Genomic DNA, 17,694 nt, shown 5'->3' with positions numbered 1-17,694 from the left:
CGCTGTGGGACCTGGCCAAACCGAAGACGCTGCTACGGCACCGGCGTGCAAATTGGAGATGGTATTGATGGAAACGTACCGAATAATGGCATCGGAAAAAAAATTGCAAAAGGGGTTTTGTTCGACACAAAACCGCCGCATTTGGATGGTGATGCGATGTAAAAAAAAATCATCGGCGCAAGGGTAAGGGTTCAAATATTCTGGTAATAATACCTCAAATTGAGCTAAAAATGCCTACATTGTAAGGTCAGACCTTTTCAAAGTGAGTTTGAAATTGTTTACGTGTATATATAACAGCTCGCGACCATTAGCGTAAGAACCAGCAAAACCAACCAACCATGAATTCGTTTACCAACATACCCAAAGACTTTCTAAACAAATGGCAGGAAATTGCCAATCTGTTGGCTAATGTAATCGCTGTGCCGGCCGCACTGATCATGAAAAACGAAAATGAATTCATGGAAGTTTTTATTTCAAGTCAATCGGAAAATAACCCCTATAACCCGGGCGATAAGGAGCATTGGGAAGGTCTGTATTGCGAAACGGTCATCAAATCGCAAAAGGAATTGCTCATCCCCAATGCACTGAAAGATAAAGATTGGGACCATAATCCCGATTTAAAATTGGGAATGATTGCCTACCTCGGAATGCCCCTCAATTTTCCTGATAAAATACCTTTTGGCACCATCTGCGTACTTGCCAACAAGGAAAAACATTTTACGGAAGACCAGGAGCAATTATTGATTCATTTTAAAAACGTGATCGAACTGGACTTGGCATTAATCCAATCATTGAAAGTTAATAAAACAGATGATTCGATCGAAGAACTGTTGTTTCAAAACAACGAACTCACCAAAGCAAAAGAATACGCAGAAGAGAATGAAAAAGAACTGCGATACAGAACCGAAGAGTACGAAACAGTAAACGAAGAACTGAGGCAAACAAATGAAGAACTGCTACAAGCCAAAGAACGAGCCGAAGAAAACAAAGAAAAATATCGCCTGTTATTTGAGCGGGATACCGACGCAATTTTTATCTACGACCCTGATACAATACAAATTATTGATGCCAACAATGCAACTTCCGTCCTTTACGGATATTCCCCCGATGAATTAAAAGGAAAATCAGTACTGGAATTTAGCGCTGAGCCTGAAAAAACGGCATTGCAAATAGAGAAAGTCAGTAAAGAAGGAAAAACAGAGGTTCCAATCAGAAAGCACAAAACCAAAGATGGAACCACTATTTATGTTGAAGTTAAAGGATATAAAATTCGATTGCAGGGCAAAGAGGTAATGTTTGCTGTGAGCAAAAATATAACCGCTAATATTAAAGCAGAGAAGGCATTGCTGGAAAGCGAAGCACGTTTTAAGGCACTTCACAATGCTTCGTTTGGAGGAATAACTATTCACGACAAAGGTGTTATTTTGGATTGCAACCAGGGACTATCGGAAATCACCGGCTACGCTTACAACGAGCTCATTGGGATGGATGGGTTGTTGCTAATTGCCCAAAGTAAGCGTGATTTTGTAATGTCGCAGATACTAAGCGGATATGAAAAAGCTTACGAAGCAATTGGCGTGCGGAAAAATGGTCGGGAGTACCCGCTTCGCCTTGAGGCAAGAAACATACCTTATAAAGGCAAACAAGTGAGAGTGGTTGAATTCAGAGATATAACAGAACAAAAACAAGCTGAGCAGGAACTCATAAAATCCAAAGAAAAAGCCGAAAGAGCCAACCGCCTCAAAACGGAATTTATCAACAATATGTCGCACGAGATAAGAACACCCATGAACGGTATTATCGGGTTTTCTGCCATGCTGCATAAACCTACAGTTAGCGAAGAAAAACGACAATATTATACGAAAATTATACAAAGCAGTAGCCATCAGCTTTTGAGAATAATTGACGATATACTGGAGATTTCTAACCTGGAAACAAGGCAGTTGCAACTAAAAGAGGAAAAAATCAACCTTAACGACGTTGTGATGGAAATGTTTTCAATTTTCAACTTAAAAGCAAAGGAGCAGCATATCCCGATTTATGTAAAAAAAGCCCTGCACGACAATCAAAGCCACATCATTTCAGACAAAGCGAAGCTGAATAAAATATTGAGCAACCTCATTGAAAATGCACTCAAATATACCAACGAAGGTTTTATTGAGTTTGGTTACTTTCTAAAAGAAAGAAACATTGTACTGTATGTAAAGGATACAGGCATAGGAATATTACCTGAAAATCATCAAAAAATATTTGACCGGTTTTCGCAGGAAGAAAAAGAAATGGTTAAAAAACATAGCGGTTTAGGCCTGGGATTGTCCATTTCGGAGGAAAATGCCAAATTATTGGGTGGCGAAATTACAGTAGATTCAGAAAAGGGGGAAGGATCAACTTTTTACGTGACAATCCCGTACAAACCGGCTGACAAAACAAATAACGCACTTTTAGAAGCATCTTCCTCGAGTAAAAGCAAAAGTACTGATAAGCGAACCATACTCATAGCAGAGGATGAAGAGGTCAATTACCTTTACCTGGAAGCATTGTTTGAGGATGAAACCGACACCGATTACAACCTGATACATGCAAAAAACGGTATGGAAGCAGTTAAAATATGCTCAGAAAACAGAGATATCGCCCTTGTTTTAATGGATATTAAAATGCCTGAGATGAACGGGCATGAAGCTACAGTGAAGATAAAATTACAACGCCCAGACCTGCCAATTATCGCTCAAACAGCATATTCTTCCGAGGAGGATAGAGCACTGGCATTCAAACATGGCTGCGACGATTTTATATCAAAACCCATTGACACACAAAAATTGACTGATGTGATAGGTAAGTATTTGGAAAAAAAATGATTGTTGGATTTTGTTATCAATAAATTTTGAATTAAAGTGCTTATAACTAATAAGTAGCTATTTAGTATGATAAATGTCCGAAACAAACAATTGATTTTACCGTAAATTGAATTTGTAAACGATTATATAAATACTAATGGAAAGTAAAATCATCAACGATAAGATTGAACTGATCAAAAGAGATGATCAGATCTATGTTTATAAGGCTTTAAACGAATGCACACTCGATATGGAAACGGCCGAGGCCATGACAAAAGCCGGCGATGAATGGAATGGCGATGCCTTATGCGCTAATTTAGTAGATATCCGTGATATGCTTTTTGTCGATTCAAAAGTCAGAAACTATGGCGCAGCTCAATATCGTCCTCATGTAGCCGGGTCAGCTATTTTAACCGGATCGGTGTTTAACGTATACTTTGCCAACCTGTTTTTAAAGTTCAGTAAGCCCAAAGTTCCTACCAAAATGTTTAGCGATGAAGATGCTGCTATACAATGGTTAAAAGATCAGATGAAGAAGCGAAAAAAGAAAGCGAGTTGATTTTTCGATAAGCAATGCTTATATTTCTAATTGATTATTTTTTATATGACGGATACAAATCTAAAAAAGCAGTGGTCTGAACATTATCAATCTTCTCCGGTGCAGCTGGAAAAAATGTCGAAAGTAAATGGTTTAATTAGTGCATTTAATGCCAATATAGATGCTGTAATTAAGGTGTCAGGAAAAGATATTGAAGCGTTGATCCGCACTAGTAATATGGAGCCGGACTCAATTTTAGCTGAAGGTGAAAAAAGTATCAAAACCAACGCGGATGCGATACGCGGGCTGATCAAATGCTTTAAGAGCGGCATAGCCGATGAGTGGTTAATTCATGAAAAATCAGTTTTCGAATGGCTCAATTCAACCATTGGGTACGATAATTTGCAGATGGGCGGCCAGGGTGGCATAGTGGCTAATGCTATGGCGGTGTGCGGCGTTGAGAATGTCTATGTGCACACGGCATCATCACCAAAAGAGCAATCGAAACGCTTTTTGGATCTAAATAACCTGAAAAATGTGAATCGTTTTGGCGAATTACAAAAAGCCCATACTATTAACCGAACTGAAGATGTGCCCTTAATTCACTGGATCATTGAATTTGACGTGGGCGATACGCTAACCATTAATGGTGAAAGCTTCACCTGTCCAAAATCAAATCGCTTTATTGCAACCTATGATCCCCTGAACCTTAAATTAGCCATTGACGATGCATTTGATCAAAAAATGAGCGATCCTTCAATATCGTTTGAATACATCATTCTGTCAGGTTATCAAATGCTTAGCAATGAACTTCCTGATGGCTCTTCGGGAATTGAAAGAATTAATGAGTCCATCAAAATTGTCGATAACTGGCGCAAAAATAACCCAGACAGCTTATTGCATTTTGAAATAGCGTCGACACAGGATAAAACTATACGAAAATATTTAGTAGATAAGTTAGCCAAAGAAGTAGACAGTATTGGGTTTAACGAACGGGAACTGATTGATATCCTGGAAATTATTGGCGAAGGAAACCTCGCTGAACAATGCGACAAAGATACGGGCAGTAGTAATTTGTTCAGGGGGATGCTCAAAGTTTTTGATTATACAAATTGTCCCCGTATTCAATTGCACATGTTTGGACTTTATGTAACGCTCCAAAGAAAACGATATAGAATATCACCTATTCAGAACCGGAAAGGGATGCAGTTGGCTGCCAACATTGCGGCAACAAAAGCCGGTACCGGAGCTATTAATTCCAGAGATGATTTATTATGGTCGGCCAATGAGCAGGTATCAGACATTGGTTTGAATGAGCTTAGAAGTTTATTCGAAACGGTATCTCAATTATTTGGACCCAATAATCTGGTTGAAGAAGGAATTTTCACCAATGACGATTTGGAAATAATTGCCGTACCCACAATCATCATCGACAAACCCATCACATTGGTTGGGATGGGCGATACAATATCATCAATATCGTTGGTTGGGGCGCGGTAGACAGGAGACAGATTAAACTGACATATCATTCAACCCTTGCAGGGTGGTTGTTGCGCCGCACAATAAAAGAACGATCTAAGATTTTTCCAAAATAAAATCAGACAGATACAAAAACCAAAAAAGCCCGGTTGATTAGTTTGAGTTAGGGTTTGAGTCCTGAGGAATAAAAAAAGGAGTGTAAATTTTGTGCTTCTTGCTCAAAACTCACACTCCAAACTCTCTTCCGAACATTCATAATTACAAATCCGCGCGATCTGGCTTTCTTCTTAGGTTCTAAAATATTGTTTCCATTTTCCAGTCAAACGCATTGATTTGCTTGTTTAATACGCTTAATGAATCTATTAAGTCTTTAAAGGATGGGGATTGACCATGAATCATTTGCTCTTGCATTATTGTGTAATCATTCTCCCATTCAGCGAGATACTCATTTGAAGGGATGAAGTTGATTGATTGGGGGTTATGTAAATTGTAATCAACGCCTCCCAGGCGAGAAAAGCTATTTCGGTGTTTAACTACTGTTTCGTACAATGCTCTGTTTTCTAATCCTTTTTGTGCAAAATCCGTTTTCGATATTTTATAGATATCATACAAGTGCCGGCTTAAACGGTTAATTCTGGTTTTTTCTTTTGGACGTTGATATTCCTCATGCAGTAGGAACATTTTTTCCAGAAAAGTGCGTTCAACAAGCACTGTTGGGATATTTATTGGACTTTGAGAAAATTCCGCCGATGGATATTGCTCATCCACAAAAGAGATAATGGAACGTTCTTCAAACGGCTCCATTAGTGAACGACTTCCGATTTCAATTTGTACCCTGGGTTTTAGGTATCCGGGTGTGTCAAATACATTCGGATAATTCACATTGATAATAACCGGGTCCTGATCACTTGTAGTAATTTCACCCAATTCAATTTGAACTTCTGTTAGCTCTTTTGATGTAAACTCCGCTTTTAATTCCGGAAAAAGAGTGTGCTCAATATATTCCCTGGAAGCTTTTCTAAGTTTAGTCCGCTGTTTTTTTCGCAATATGCCTTCAAAGCCGAAAAAATTCCTGTCTACTGCCAGGTCGATATCTTCCGAAAAACGATCAATAATATTCCATCCTTTGCTTAGCGAAGTTCCTCCTTTAAAAACCAAATGTTTTCCTATTTCAGTTTGAAACAATATGGATAACGTTTGCACTACCCACCAATCTTTTTCAACGGCGAATGCAGGTAGGTCTATTTTCTCAGCTACCCAAAATCCGCAAGGAATTATATAGTATATCTTTGTATTCCTTGCGTTTTCGATTAAGTAAATCATCTCATTCGGTTTCATTCTTCACCCAAATGAGTGATTTTCTAAATCGGGGTTAACCTAAATTCCACAAGGATTTTGACCTTGAGAAATTAAATCCTTGCGGAATTTAGGAGCTATTTGATTGTAGGCAATTTGTTTGTCTTTTTGCGAAATATTATACCATCTATGCATCTTCTTCACTTTTTAATGCTTTACGCATAATTACACGTATCCATTCCGGAGCTAATTTTATATCATGTTGTAGCCGGTAAGGTTCTTCTTTTTCAAGTTGTTTTAAAACAATTTTTATTTCTTCTCCGGTTACATTATCTTTTCCAATTGCTTTCAGTGCCTGCATAACCAAACCACTTATTTTACCTATTGTAGCAAGGTTTTTTGGGGAGGTCTTTTTAAATTTAATTGTTCTGTTTGTTAGTTTAATAGTACGGGCTGAACCATCTGTTAAATAAACCACATTCAAAGGTATTTGTGTTGACAAACCCAATACATTCATAGCCAATACCCCGGTGGGAATAATACGGGCTTCATCTCTTTTGGCTACGGCTTTAGCAATTTCTTCTGTTGTAGGGTAAACCGTACCAAACATTTCATGAGTTTCGAGCCTTGCATAAATGCCACGAGCCACTCTTGAAACCTCGCCTTTTTCAACCATTCTCTCCAAAGCTTTCCCAACAGCTTTTGCCGTTCCAAAATGGAGGAAATCACTCACAAAAAAAAGCGAACCCCTCTTGGCTTTTCTGACTTTTATTAATATTTGATCATCAATACTTTTAGACATATTATAGATATTATTTTGTCGCAAATTTAGTAAATATTTGCGACAAAACTACATTTTTCTAAGTACTGCTTATTTTGAATCCGCTGTTTAAACTCTAATCAATTGCAATATTGCTTAGGTTATTATCAAAACTACAAAAAATCAGAACACTTTCTTTTCCCCCTGCCCACCAAAACGTTTTTTTGTGCGGTGGCTATTCCTTTTTCGCATTTTATGGAGGCATCCACATCGTGGCCGCATTGTTATTAAATTAAGAATTGAAACTACACATCAGGGTGTAAATTTCGTACTCTTGCTCAAAACTCACACTCCAAACTCTTTGTTGACCGGGAGAGGAGTTGATAAGGTTGAGTTAGTGTTTGAGTATTGAGGAATAAAAAATGGAGTGTAAATTTTGTGCCTCTTGCTCAAAACTCACACTCCTTACTGTTTAGTGACCACGGGAGGAGTCGAACCCCCAACCTTCTGATCCGTAGTCAGACGCTCTATCCAGTTGAGCTACGTAGCCGATTGCGGATGCAAAGGTAGGTAAAATGCGGTTTCTACCAAAGAAAAAGTGTATTTTTTCGTGAAATTGTTTCCTTCGCTTTGCTAATCAGTAGGTTATTTTTTGTGTTTTTTGCTTGTTTAACCTGACTGGTAATCGATGCGTTCGATGAGGGAACGGCCAAGCGTAATTTCATCAGCATATTGCAATTCATCACCAAAGGCCAGCCCGCGGGCCAGGGTAGTGATTTTGGGTGACCGCCCGGCTATTTGTTTGTGCAGGTAATAGTTTGTAGTGTCGCCTTCCATGGTGGTGGGCAATGCAAAGATTATTTCCTTTACCTCCTGGTTCTCCAATCTTTGCATGAGCATATTTATGGAAAGGTCGCCGGGCCCTATGCCATCAATAGGAGAGATGATACCGCCCAACACATGATAAACGCCCCGGTATTGCTGCGTGTTTTCAATGGCCAGCAAGTCGCGAATGTCTTCTACCACGCAAATGGTCTTCTGGTCGCGCGAATTGTCAGCACAAATGGTACACACTTCGTTTTCGGTAATGTTATGGCATACCTTGCAATAGTGAATATCATTGACCAGCTTTGTGAGTGATTCACCAAGTTTGAGGGCATCTTTTTTATCCTCGCGCAGCAAATGCAAAATCAGCCGTAAAGCTGTTTTGCGGCCAATGCCCGGCAGTCGCGACATTTCATTCACGGCCTGTTCCAATAAATTTGATGGTAATTCGGGTTCTGTCATAATCTACTCCTGATGTGCAAATCTACGAAACAAAAATGGTGCAATAAACAATCTTTTTATCATTTACCATTTTTTATACTGATGCTGCATTCAACTTCTTCATCTTCACCCTTACAATAATCCAATTGATGATAAATAGCGCAAATACCATGATCCAAAGTTCCAAAAACTGTGGCATAGCCGTGCGGATATCGCCACCCATCACGCTAATTTTGAGTAATCCGGTGATGCCGGCCGAGCTTGGAAACAGGTGCGATAGTGCTTCAAAACCAAATGGAAATGACTCTACGGGCCAGGAGAAACCACTCAGGAAAATAAGCGGCATGGATGTAAAAAGCAGAAAAATCATACTGTTTTCGCGGTTTTTAAAAAAGGTGGTAAATAAAAAACCCAGCATGATGGCTGCCAGTGTGAGTGGTATGGAAAAAATAAAAAGGTCAAATGAATTTCCGGCCTGTGGAAATTGAAACCATCGCATCATCAGCACAAAAAGGTAAAATGAGATGGGGATGTAGAGCAGGAGGTAGGCCAGTGTTTTGCCAAAAATAATGCGCAATGCACCACGCAGACTTGCCTTTTGGGGTAAAAGATAGTGTTTTGCCCCCAACTCACGGTCGGTTCCACCACGCATACCAATACCGAGAAGCAGCGTTTGCTGGAGAATAAGCACAAGGATGGCCGGCATGGCATAGGAGCCATATCCGCCCTGCGGATTAAAAAAACCATGTGAACGATATGCTACCGGATTGGCTTGTTTGATGGCTGCTTCAGGCGGGGTGCCGTTTGCAAGCCTTTTTTTTACTTGTATTCTTTTGCCTAAGGTCTGCGAAGTGACTGCTGCTGCCTGGTATACCTGCTTATAGAGCATCATGTAGCTTGCATCGGCATACACTGACAGGTGGGCAGCCTCCTTTTGGTAAAGATTCGAGGTAAAATCTTCGGGGATGAGGATGATTCCGGCCACATCACCTTCGTAAAAGCTGAGTTCAGCCTCCTGCAAACTTCCGGTTTCCTGTGTAATGTCAATTTCAGGTGTTGCATCGAGCATGCGTTTCAGTTCACGGGTGTGTTTGCTGTTGTCCTGGTTCACAAGTGCTACTGGCGTTTCCTGAAGTACCTCGGGTGCATAAGCAAAACTGTAAATGAGCGGATAAATTAACGTGGCACCAAATAACAGCAGCATTACACCGCCGTCGGTAAAAATTTTTCGAAGTTCACCACCGCATAATTGTAATATTTCTTTTAAGGCTGATTTTATATAGTTCATAATCTTATGCTGAGTATAATTCTACAATTTTCCCCAATAGGCGGGTTGTAAACACATTTTTTTGAGTTTTGGCAATACCACAAAGGGCAGTAACAAGAACAGGTTGAGGTACAATAATGGTTCAAACGAAACAGCTATTGGTGCATCCCGAAGTGTTTGGTCCAGAAAAATGCGCAAATAGTGGCTGAACGGGAAAAAATTACCGAAAAAAGCCACAAATTTATACATGGCAAGGTAGGGGAATGTAAGTCCGCTAAAGCTAAATGCGAGTGCTGAATAAATACTGGCTACACTTAATCCCATGCGCAATGCCGGGAATAGGGCTGCGATAAATATGCCGGTAGCCATGTATGCCAACACGAATAAAAATGCATTGAGCACGAGCAGCCATACTTCACCGTTAAGCGGCGTATGGAAAAAGCGGAACATTACAATGTTCATGAAAAGCATCAGAATGAACCAGATAATGGCATACGGTAACAATTTGCCTGAAAGTGCCCTGATGATACTTCCATTGGCTGATTTGAGCCATTCGCCAGCGGTGCCTTGTTTGTACTCGCTGCCAATGGCATACACGGTGCTCATAAGAATGAAAATGAGGAGCATGATAGGCAGAAAAGTGGTGGCGAGGTAGTAGAAATAATTCAGGTACGGGTTGAAAAGTTTATGGCCGTCTATGGCAATGGGATTTATGGCCACCATGGCTGCTTTTTTCGGTTGGCCATGTTTTAACCTCGATTGCAGGTTTATGCCCTTTGAAAAGGTGCTGACAGCCCGCGTTACATCACTGTTGATGAGACTGCCAACAACCATGTAAGCATTATTGTAATAATTAATCACCGTGGGTTGCTGGTTTCGGTAAATATTTTTCCTGAAGTTATTCGGAATAACAATCACCGCGTAAAAGTCACCTTCACGCAGGCCCTGCCGGGCTTCATGCAGATCTGTAACATAGTCGCTAATTTGTACCGTTGCTGTAAGGTTGATATTTTCGATTAGGTCTTCAGAAAGCGACGTTTGATCTTTGTCCAGCACCGCAATAGGCAAATTTGTGGGTTTGCCCTGGCTGAACAATGCAATGAAAAAGCCAAATGCCAGCAGCGGAAGCACCACCGTCATGAGCAGGTACAACCTTTTCGATGACATTCGTTTGACTTCGCGATTAAGTACAGCAATCCAGCTTCTGTTGGGTGTTTGCATAATGCTTAAGTTTTTATTCCCCGAAATTTTAATTTAGTTCACTCCAGTTAAACAGCGCCGACATACCCGGACGGAGTCCTTCAATTTTTTCCGTGGGTTGGGCACGCACCTCAAACATTTTTTTATCAAAATCGCCCTGTGCTTTGGTGGCTCTCCATGTGGCATAATCGCCCCGTACATGGATGTAGTATATTTTCACCTCAATGGTGCTGTCGTTCAATGCCGGAATGCGCACATCGAGTGTTTTGCCTTTTTTGAATTTGTGCAGCAAATCTTCGCGAATATTGAAGGTGAACCAGGTATCATTGAGGTCTACAAGGGTTACCACCGGGAATCCGGCTGTTACCAGTTCGCCTTGCTGGGCATTGATCTGGGCAATTTCTGCTGTATGCGGAGCTATAACTGTTGTCTCTTGCAATAATGCCTGTACCTCGTTTATGACACCTTCTGCCTTTTGTACCATGGCTTGTGTAGCCATTTTGTCTTCGCTGCGGGTACCTGATTTGGCCATGTCGTAATTGGCTTTTGCTGCATTTTCTGTAAGCTGTGCAGCTTTCATTTGGGTTTCGGACTCGTCGCGTTTTTGTGCCGGTAGCACGCCGTCTTCATACAGGTTATTGACTCTTTCGAAGGTTTTTTGAGCCAGCTCTGCTGCTGCTTTAGCTTTGAGCCATACGTTACGTGCAGCATTAATCTGTTCCTGACGTGTACCTTTGTCGGCTTTTTGGTTTTGCGCAGTGGCTGCATTTTTTGCTGCCATTGCCTGCTGCAGTTTAGCACTTACTTCCGGACTGTTGATGCGCAGGAGTGTGTCTCCTTTAGTAACGTGTTCTCCTTCTTTTACGTATTTTTCGATCATGCGGCCGGTGAGCTTCGTGGCCACATTTATTTCTGTGGCTTCTACCTCTCCCTGAAGTATTACGGGTGCCGGTTTAAAAGCTACCCACCCGATGATACTCATGATAACTAACAGTACTAAAATTGTTGCGCCTACTACAATGCTACTATTCTTCATTTTATTGTTTTTTTATTTGTTTGCCTGTTGTGCATAATTTGTTATTTCTTCACTGCGGTATCCCAATTCCAGCAATTTGGCCAGGGCTACGTCAAAGTCGTACATGGCTTTGAGCTTTTCGGTTTCTACCTTAGCCAAATTTAGCTGGGCATCTACCACATCGGTAGAGGTGGCAAGTCCCTGGCTGAATGCCTTTTCGCGTATCCGGAGATATTCTTTGGCAAATCTGATGGACGTCTGGGCCGATTCATAATTGTCCGCAGCTTGTTCCATTTGCTGGTATATTTTGGTTACACCTGTGGCGATGTCAAGTTTGGCTTTATCCTGCCAGGCCTGTACTTCCATGTGTTGCATTTTGGCAGCCTGTGTTTTGCGTAGCTTTGCCAGACCGTCGAACACATTGAGTTTCAGCCCAACGCCAACCATCCATTCGGGCATGTATTCCGATAACTGGTAATTGGCAATATTGGCCTGCCCAAAGGCAAATACATTGGGATACCATGCAGCCTGTTCTTTTTTGATCCCTTGTTTGGCGAGTTTGGCTTTGGCTTGCAGCTGTTTGATGGCGGGATTCATTTTTTGTGCATGATTTACCATATCTTTCAAATTGCCTGTGCCGGCCGAAATAAACAAGTCGGTCGACGGGTCTATTACAGCATTGGTAGCCAACGAGTTTTGCAAGGCTGTTTGCATAAGTTCCTCTGAATTTTGAGCTTTATTAAGTGCTCTTTGGGCTTCTACAATCGCTACCTCTGCGTGCAATCTTTCTGCATGGGCAATCATGCCGTTTTCTTCCAGTTTTTTTGCATCGTGTAAATGTTTTTCCATACCCTCAACCACCTGTTGCCGGACTTCTTTTACGTTTAATGCCAGACGTAGCCCAAAATATCTTTCCACCAAACTTGTAATTTCTTTGGCAACTACTTTATGGTTTTTAGCCTGTGTAGCTTCTAATTTGGCTTCAGCAGCTTTGTTGGCCGCTCTTATCTTTCCGCCTGTAAACAGGGGCCAGGTCATGCTGGCATCGACCACAGCAAATTGGTTATCTTGTATTGTTTTTACCCACTCACCTTCGTTTATGGCACTAATAGCTCCTTCGCGCCCCATTTCAATTTGCGACAATCCATCAGAAAATGACTGGTAAGTAGAAGGGTCCAGCGTACCAGTGTTGGCCATGTAGTCGGTAAGGTTGCTTAATAACTCATTTTGGCCGCCAATGAGTTCGTATGCCGGCAAAATGGCATCTCTCACAGGTGTGAGGTCCAGTTCTAACGGATTGCTCATCTGTGTAAATGTAGCGCCCACATCTAATTTTGGATAATAAAGACCTTTTTGAGCTTCCCGCTCTTTTTGCACTCTGGAAAGTTGATATCCTGAAGCTTTTATGTGTAGGTTGTCTGCCTTTAATCGCTCCAGTACCTGTTTTAAGGTTAAATTTAAAGTGTCTTGTTTTGCCACTTTTTCCTGAGCAAAAGTTACGCAGGGTATCAGAAGCAAAATCAACATAATACTTTTTCGGGTCATGGTGGTCTATTTTTTTATTCCTTGATAAATGATTTCAATGATATTTTTGAACATCTCTGCCGGGTTTGCCGGAAAATTAGCCGTTAATTCAGCAGGTAATTCTTTGTGGTAATCAGTATCGCTAACTTTCTCGGCAGTAGCCAGGAAAATAAATAATGCCAGTGCAGACCGGGCATCATCAGTGAGCAATCCCTGTTTTTTACCTTTTTCCATAATTCGCATGGCGTGTCTTATTATGACATCTTTCCTAATGTCGTTCAGGTACTTTTTTGCATCGGGATGGTTTTTAGCCAGATCGAGTGTGAAAGTTCTGAGGTCGGAAACCCAAATGCCCAGCAACGACAATATTTGCATGACCATATCTCTGAAGGACTGGTCTGTATTGCTTTCTATCTCGTGAATCTCACTGTCGAATTGCTTGCGCGAATGGTCGATAATGTAATATAGCAGTGCTTCTTTGCTTTCGAAATGGTTATAAATGGTTTTTTTACTAATTCCCATTTCTGTGGATACTTCTGACAAAGTAACTTTGCTGTATCCAAAGCGCAGAAACATCTCTTTGGCCTGGTTGGCAATTTTTCTTTTCATAATAAACCAATTTACACTTTTTTGGTATTTTGGGTTTCTACAAAAGCAATGCCAAAATGCACAGGTAGTGAAACTATGTCGTTGTTGGATTGCTTTAGGCTGTGTGTTTTCTGATTAGCTGGAAAAGCTTTTCTATGTCGATGGGTTTGGAAATGTAGTCGTCGCATCCGGCGTTGAGCGCTTTGCTGCGGTCTTCATTCAGGGCATAGGCTGTTTGTGCTATTATAGGTACATCAGACATGGTTTTAATAACTTTTGCAGCTTCTAAGCCGCTTATATCGGGAAGGCGTATATCCAGTAGAATGATATCGAAAACATGGTTTTGTTTTATTAGTTCTACTGCTTTCTGTCCTTTTCGACAGATTGTCAGTTGTGCGCCCTTATCTTCAAGCATTGTACGCATAAATTTTATACTTCCTTCGTCGTCTTCTACGAGTAGAATTTTGGTATGCTCCATTATTTGTGGCTTCGCTACAGGTGATTCGTTATGCTCTGTATGCTCGTTCTGTTTCTTATCAATATTAATGGTGAAGTGAAATGAAGTGCCTTTTTTGGAGGTATGCGCAATCCAGATTCTACCGCCAAGTAATTCTGCCAGACTTTTGGAAATAGCCAGACCCAGCCCTGTGCCTTCATTTTTATCGTTTACGGCGTTGGTGGCCATAACAAAACGGTCGAATATTTTCATAATTTCTGATGAGCTTACTCCTGAGCCGGTATCATTTACGTAAAATTCCAGGATATTATTCACCGGCTTTTCGTACCCTATTGAAATGCTGCCCTGAACAGTGAATTTTATGGCATTGCTGATGAGGTTTGTAAGGATTTGTTCGAGCCTGTTTTTATCTGAGAAAACTAAAAATTTATCGTCGACGGGTTTTTGTAAATCCAAATGTACGTGTTGTTTATTTCTTGCTTTAAGCACCGGCAGAAAGCTCTTATGCAGCTCATCAAGCAATTCATTGAGGTCGAATTCACTTTTTTGAATGTTGAGTAAGTTGGCCTCAATTTTAGAAATATCCACAATATCGTTAATGATTTGTAGCAGATGTTTTGAGCGGGAATAGATGGTTTTTCCAAACTCTTTCTGGGTATCAGAGTCGACTTCTGTTTCTGACAATATTTCAGCAAACCCCATTATGGCGTTCATGGGAGTTCTGATTTCGTGGCTCATATTGGCCAGAAATGCAGATTTGAGCCGGTCGCTCTCTTCGGCTTTTTCTTTAGCTTTTTGTAATTTAGTATTTTGTTGATGTAGTTGATGGTTTAGTTCGTTAAGTCTTTTATTGTTTTCTTGCAATTGGTTTTCTGCAAGGCGCAGAGCCTCGTTTTTTTCTTTAAGGTTAAGCTCCACAGCTTTCAGGTGGGTAATGTCTATGATGGAAATTAATCCGGCTGGTTTGCCATTAAAGATGGTAAGCTTGCCTTCGAGATAAACCCACTTGGGCGTGCCATCTTTTGCTATAATCTGAAATTCATAACCAGAGGGTACTTCTTCGCCCTTTTGCCTCTGCTCACCTCTGTTTTTAATCATATCCCGGTATTCGGGTGCCACAAAGGTCCAGTAATCTAATTTTTTGAGTTCTTCAGCTGTATAGCCACTTATTCTTTCGGCAGCCGGGTTGGCATACACCCATTTATCGCCCTGATAAATCATAATGGCTACGGAGGTGGTTTTTGCCAGATTTCTGAACTTGTTTTCGCTTTCGCGAAGCTGGCCTTCCAGTAATATATGGTCTGTAATGTCGCTCAGAAGTATAACAGATGTGCCTTTTCCCTGTGGTTTGTGTATACTCATTTCGATGTGTACGGTGCTTTGGTCTTTACGCATCATACGACATTTGGCTTGTTCTGCCTGTTTGGTTTTAATTAATGAATCAATTTTGTCCCGGTCATCCGGATGTATGAAATCTGTGAAAAGAGTGGGTATAATTTCGCTGCACTCCATTTGTAATATGTTTCGGAGGCTGGGCGTGCAATCGGTTATTTTTCCATTTTCAACTATAACTAGCGCTTGACGTGTATAGGTGTAGAGTAGTTTTGCTTTGTTGCTTTGGCTGGTTATATCTGTTATCTCATTTTCTAACTGCTTTAAATCCTCAATAGCTTCATTTAAAAGCTCATCTTGCTTCAAGGTATCAAACTTTTGAAGTTTGTCTATTATTTCCCGTATTCCTGTTATTGAGTTCGAAGCCATCATTACTTAATTGCAGGTATATATCATACATACTAAGTTATGAAAAGTTGCTTCGCAATAGCTTAACGAAATGTTAATTTGTAGCTATATGTAATGAAAAATAGAATTTTGTGCCTGTACCTGGTGTAGATTTTATTTTTAAAGTACTGTTATGTCTGCCAATAAAATCGCGAACAATTTGCAATCCCAGGCCATTGCCTTTTTCGTTTTGTGTGCCGGGAGTTGAAAAAAAGGGTTCACTGTGGAGAATTTTTACCTGGGTTTCCTCATCAATCCCTGCACCAGAATCGGAAACACAAAAATTGATATGGGCTTTAGATATGATTTCTGTGTGAATTTTTATTTCTCCCTGTGCAGGCGTGAACTTAATGGCATTGGAAATCAGGTTACGAATAATGGTATGCAGCATCTGATAATCGCTGATTACAAAAGTATCGGGAGGGATTTGCGTATCAATTGAGATCATTTTTTTCTCTGCAGTTAATTTAAACTGGTTGATGATGTCGAGACTTGTATTGTACAAATCGACTCTGTCTTCGGTGAAGGTGATGTTGTCATGTTCTGCGTTTGACCAGGTGAGTAAATTATCGAGCAATTCGTATGTGTTTTGCGCTTCTCCCAATACTTGTTGTACCAGGTGTTGCAATTTCTCGGTAGAATACTTTGAAATACCTCGTTCTATGATTTGCAAGATTCCTATTATACTGGTAAAAGGGTTTTTTAGGTCATGAGCCAATATGGACTGAAATCTTTTTTTTGATAATAAAGCTTGTTCAAGTTCCATTTGATAAAGCCTGTTTTGCAGGGCAATTTCGGCCTGACCAATAATCTGTGTAACCATCTCTTTCTCCTCAATCACTTTTTCGTGTTGCTTAAATATGTGAATGGCTGCAATAATCTTATCATCTTTCTTTAATCCAATGGTGTATATTTGTCTAATATCAAGTAGTTTGGTTATGGCGAGGAGTAATTTTTCTTCAAAAAAACTATTGCTGAATACTGAGAGCCCTTTGTTTATAGTGTGCAAGCCTCCTTTTTGATATAGTTCTCTGAGAGAATTGGTGAGTTTATAGGACTGCCCAATCGGATTTGTGCCAAGCATATCAAAATAATGCGCTAACCTGGATTTTTCAATGCCATAAATGCCACGTGTAATGGTCATGGTTTCGTGCTCAGTAACTTCGTTTACAATTACTATTGAGTGTTGAACGCACTTATTCAATCCCAGCCCTATTATGTCGTAAATTTCATTTGTAGAATTTATTTTGAGCAATTGTTGCAGGCTGGACCTAAGTACTCCATAACATTCATTATTATTCATCGGTTGGTTTTGGTTTATTTCAAATTCCGGAGCATGTACTCCTGTATCTGCTTGCAAATTTTTAACCAAAATGAGGGATTAGCGGGAAAATGGAGCTTTTATAGCTAATGATGAGAACTGATTTTGGACAGGTTTAAATATGACCGAACCAACTCGAATGGTTGTAAAAGCCTGTAAATGAACAAAAAAGCCACGCCGGGTGGCGTGGCTTTTATAAACGCGATAATTGTCTGCAATTATTTAATTACAATTCGCTCGTTATGTATTTCATCATCTGTTACAATCTGCAACATGTACATGCCTTCTGATTGACCGGCAACGTCCAGTTCAAATCCCTGACCATTGTAGTCGAGTTGTGCAGTTTTAACGAGTTGTCCGTTCATGCTGT

At 40.5% G+C, this 17,694-nt stretch carries 14 protein-coding genes and 1 tRNA gene; 3 read left to right on the top strand and 12 right to left on the bottom strand.

The window, feature by feature from the left end; genetic code table 11:
• The first annotated feature begins 338 nt into the window (after positions 1–338).
• From ACTB0Y_RS15810 to ACTB0Y_RS15800, 3 genes are all read left to right on the top strand, one after another.
• A complete protein-coding gene (locus tag ACTB0Y_RS15810; RefSeq protein ID WP_463207803.1) occupies positions 339–2,855 on the top strand; it encodes a hybrid sensor histidine kinase/response regulator in 2,517 nt (838 codons plus the stop codon).
• 136 nt (positions 2,856–2,991) lie between these two features.
• Positions 2,992–3,393 carry a DUF7793 family protein gene (locus ACTB0Y_RS15805; RefSeq protein WP_463207802.1) on the top strand — a complete coding sequence of 134 codons (402 nt, stop codon included), beginning with the start codon at positions 2,992–2,994 and terminating at the stop codon, positions 3,391–3,393.
• Positions 3,394–3,438: 45 nt separating this feature from the next.
• Complete coding sequence (locus tag ACTB0Y_RS15800) at positions 3,439–4,872, top strand: ADP-dependent glucokinase/phosphofructokinase (RefSeq protein ID WP_463207801.1); 1,434 nt, start codon at positions 3,439–3,441, stop codon at positions 4,870–4,872.
• 273 nt (positions 4,873–5,145) lie between these two features.
• Here the strand turns inward: ACTB0Y_RS15800 and ACTB0Y_RS15795 are convergent, their stop codons facing one another.
• The 12 genes from ACTB0Y_RS15795 to ACTB0Y_RS15740 all read right to left on the bottom strand — a co-directional run bounded on the left by ACTB0Y_RS15795 (position 5,146) and on the right by ACTB0Y_RS15740 (position 17,689).
• Positions 5,146–6,174, bottom strand: a complete 1,029-nt coding sequence (locus tag ACTB0Y_RS15795) for a nucleotidyl transferase AbiEii/AbiGii toxin family protein (protein ID WP_463207800.1) — start codon at positions 6,172–6,174, stop codon at positions 5,146–5,148.
• 160 nt (positions 6,175–6,334) lie between these two features.
• A complete protein-coding gene (locus ACTB0Y_RS15790) occupies positions 6,335–6,949 on the bottom strand; it encodes a DUF6088 family protein (RefSeq protein ID WP_463207799.1) in 615 nt (204 codons plus the stop codon).
• Between the two features lie 434 nt (positions 6,950–7,383).
• Positions 7,384–7,457, bottom strand: a tRNA-Arg gene (locus ACTB0Y_RS15785).
• 119 nt (positions 7,458–7,576) lie between these two features.
• A complete protein-coding gene (recR, locus tag ACTB0Y_RS15780) occupies positions 7,577–8,194 on the bottom strand; it encodes a recombination mediator RecR (protein WP_463207798.1) in 618 nt (205 codons plus the stop codon).
• A 73-nt stretch (positions 8,195–8,267) separates the two neighbouring features.
• Complete coding sequence (locus tag ACTB0Y_RS15775; RefSeq protein WP_463207797.1) at positions 8,268–9,461, bottom strand: ABC transporter permease; 1,194 nt, start codon at positions 9,459–9,461, stop codon at positions 8,268–8,270.
• 21 nt (positions 9,462–9,482) lie between these two features.
• Positions 9,483–10,661, bottom strand: a complete 1,179-nt coding sequence (locus ACTB0Y_RS15770; protein ID WP_463207796.1) for an ABC transporter permease — start codon at positions 10,659–10,661, stop codon at positions 9,483–9,485.
• Between the two features lie 28 nt (positions 10,662–10,689).
• Positions 10,690–11,676 (bottom strand): HlyD family secretion protein, encoded by a 987-nt coding sequence (locus ACTB0Y_RS15765; RefSeq protein ID WP_463207795.1) that lies wholly within the window; start codon positions 11,674–11,676, stop codon positions 10,690–10,692.
• Between the two features lie 12 nt (positions 11,677–11,688).
• Positions 11,689–13,200, bottom strand: a complete 1,512-nt coding sequence (locus tag ACTB0Y_RS15760; protein WP_463207794.1) for a TolC family protein — start codon at positions 13,198–13,200, stop codon at positions 11,689–11,691.
• A 6-nt stretch (positions 13,201–13,206) separates the two neighbouring features.
• Complete coding sequence (locus ACTB0Y_RS15755) at positions 13,207–13,788, bottom strand: TetR/AcrR family transcriptional regulator (RefSeq protein WP_463207793.1); 582 nt, start codon at positions 13,786–13,788, stop codon at positions 13,207–13,209.
• Between the two features lie 94 nt (positions 13,789–13,882).
• Positions 13,883–15,922: a PAS domain-containing hybrid sensor histidine kinase/response regulator gene (locus ACTB0Y_RS15750; protein WP_463207792.1), complete on the bottom strand. Its 2,040-nt coding sequence runs from the start codon at positions 15,920–15,922 to the stop codon at positions 13,883–13,885.
• A 136-nt stretch (positions 15,923–16,058) separates the two neighbouring features.
• Entirely contained in the window at positions 16,059–17,363 is a 1,305-nt protein-coding gene (locus tag ACTB0Y_RS15745) for a sensor histidine kinase (RefSeq protein ID WP_463207791.1), read from the bottom strand.
• Between the two features lie 179 nt (positions 17,364–17,542).
• The gene (locus tag ACTB0Y_RS15740; RefSeq protein WP_463207823.1) at positions 17,543–17,689 is read right to left on the bottom strand and encodes a T9SS type A sorting domain-containing protein; all 147 of its coding nucleotides are present in this window, start codon (positions 17,687–17,689) and stop codon (positions 17,543–17,545) included.
• Positions 17,690–17,694: the final 5 nt, after the last annotated feature.

The sequence above is a fragment of the Salinivirga sp. genome, assembly GCF_055145285.1.
Note: the sequence above shows the minus strand (reverse complement) of the source record. Positions and strands in the feature narration are given on the sequence as shown.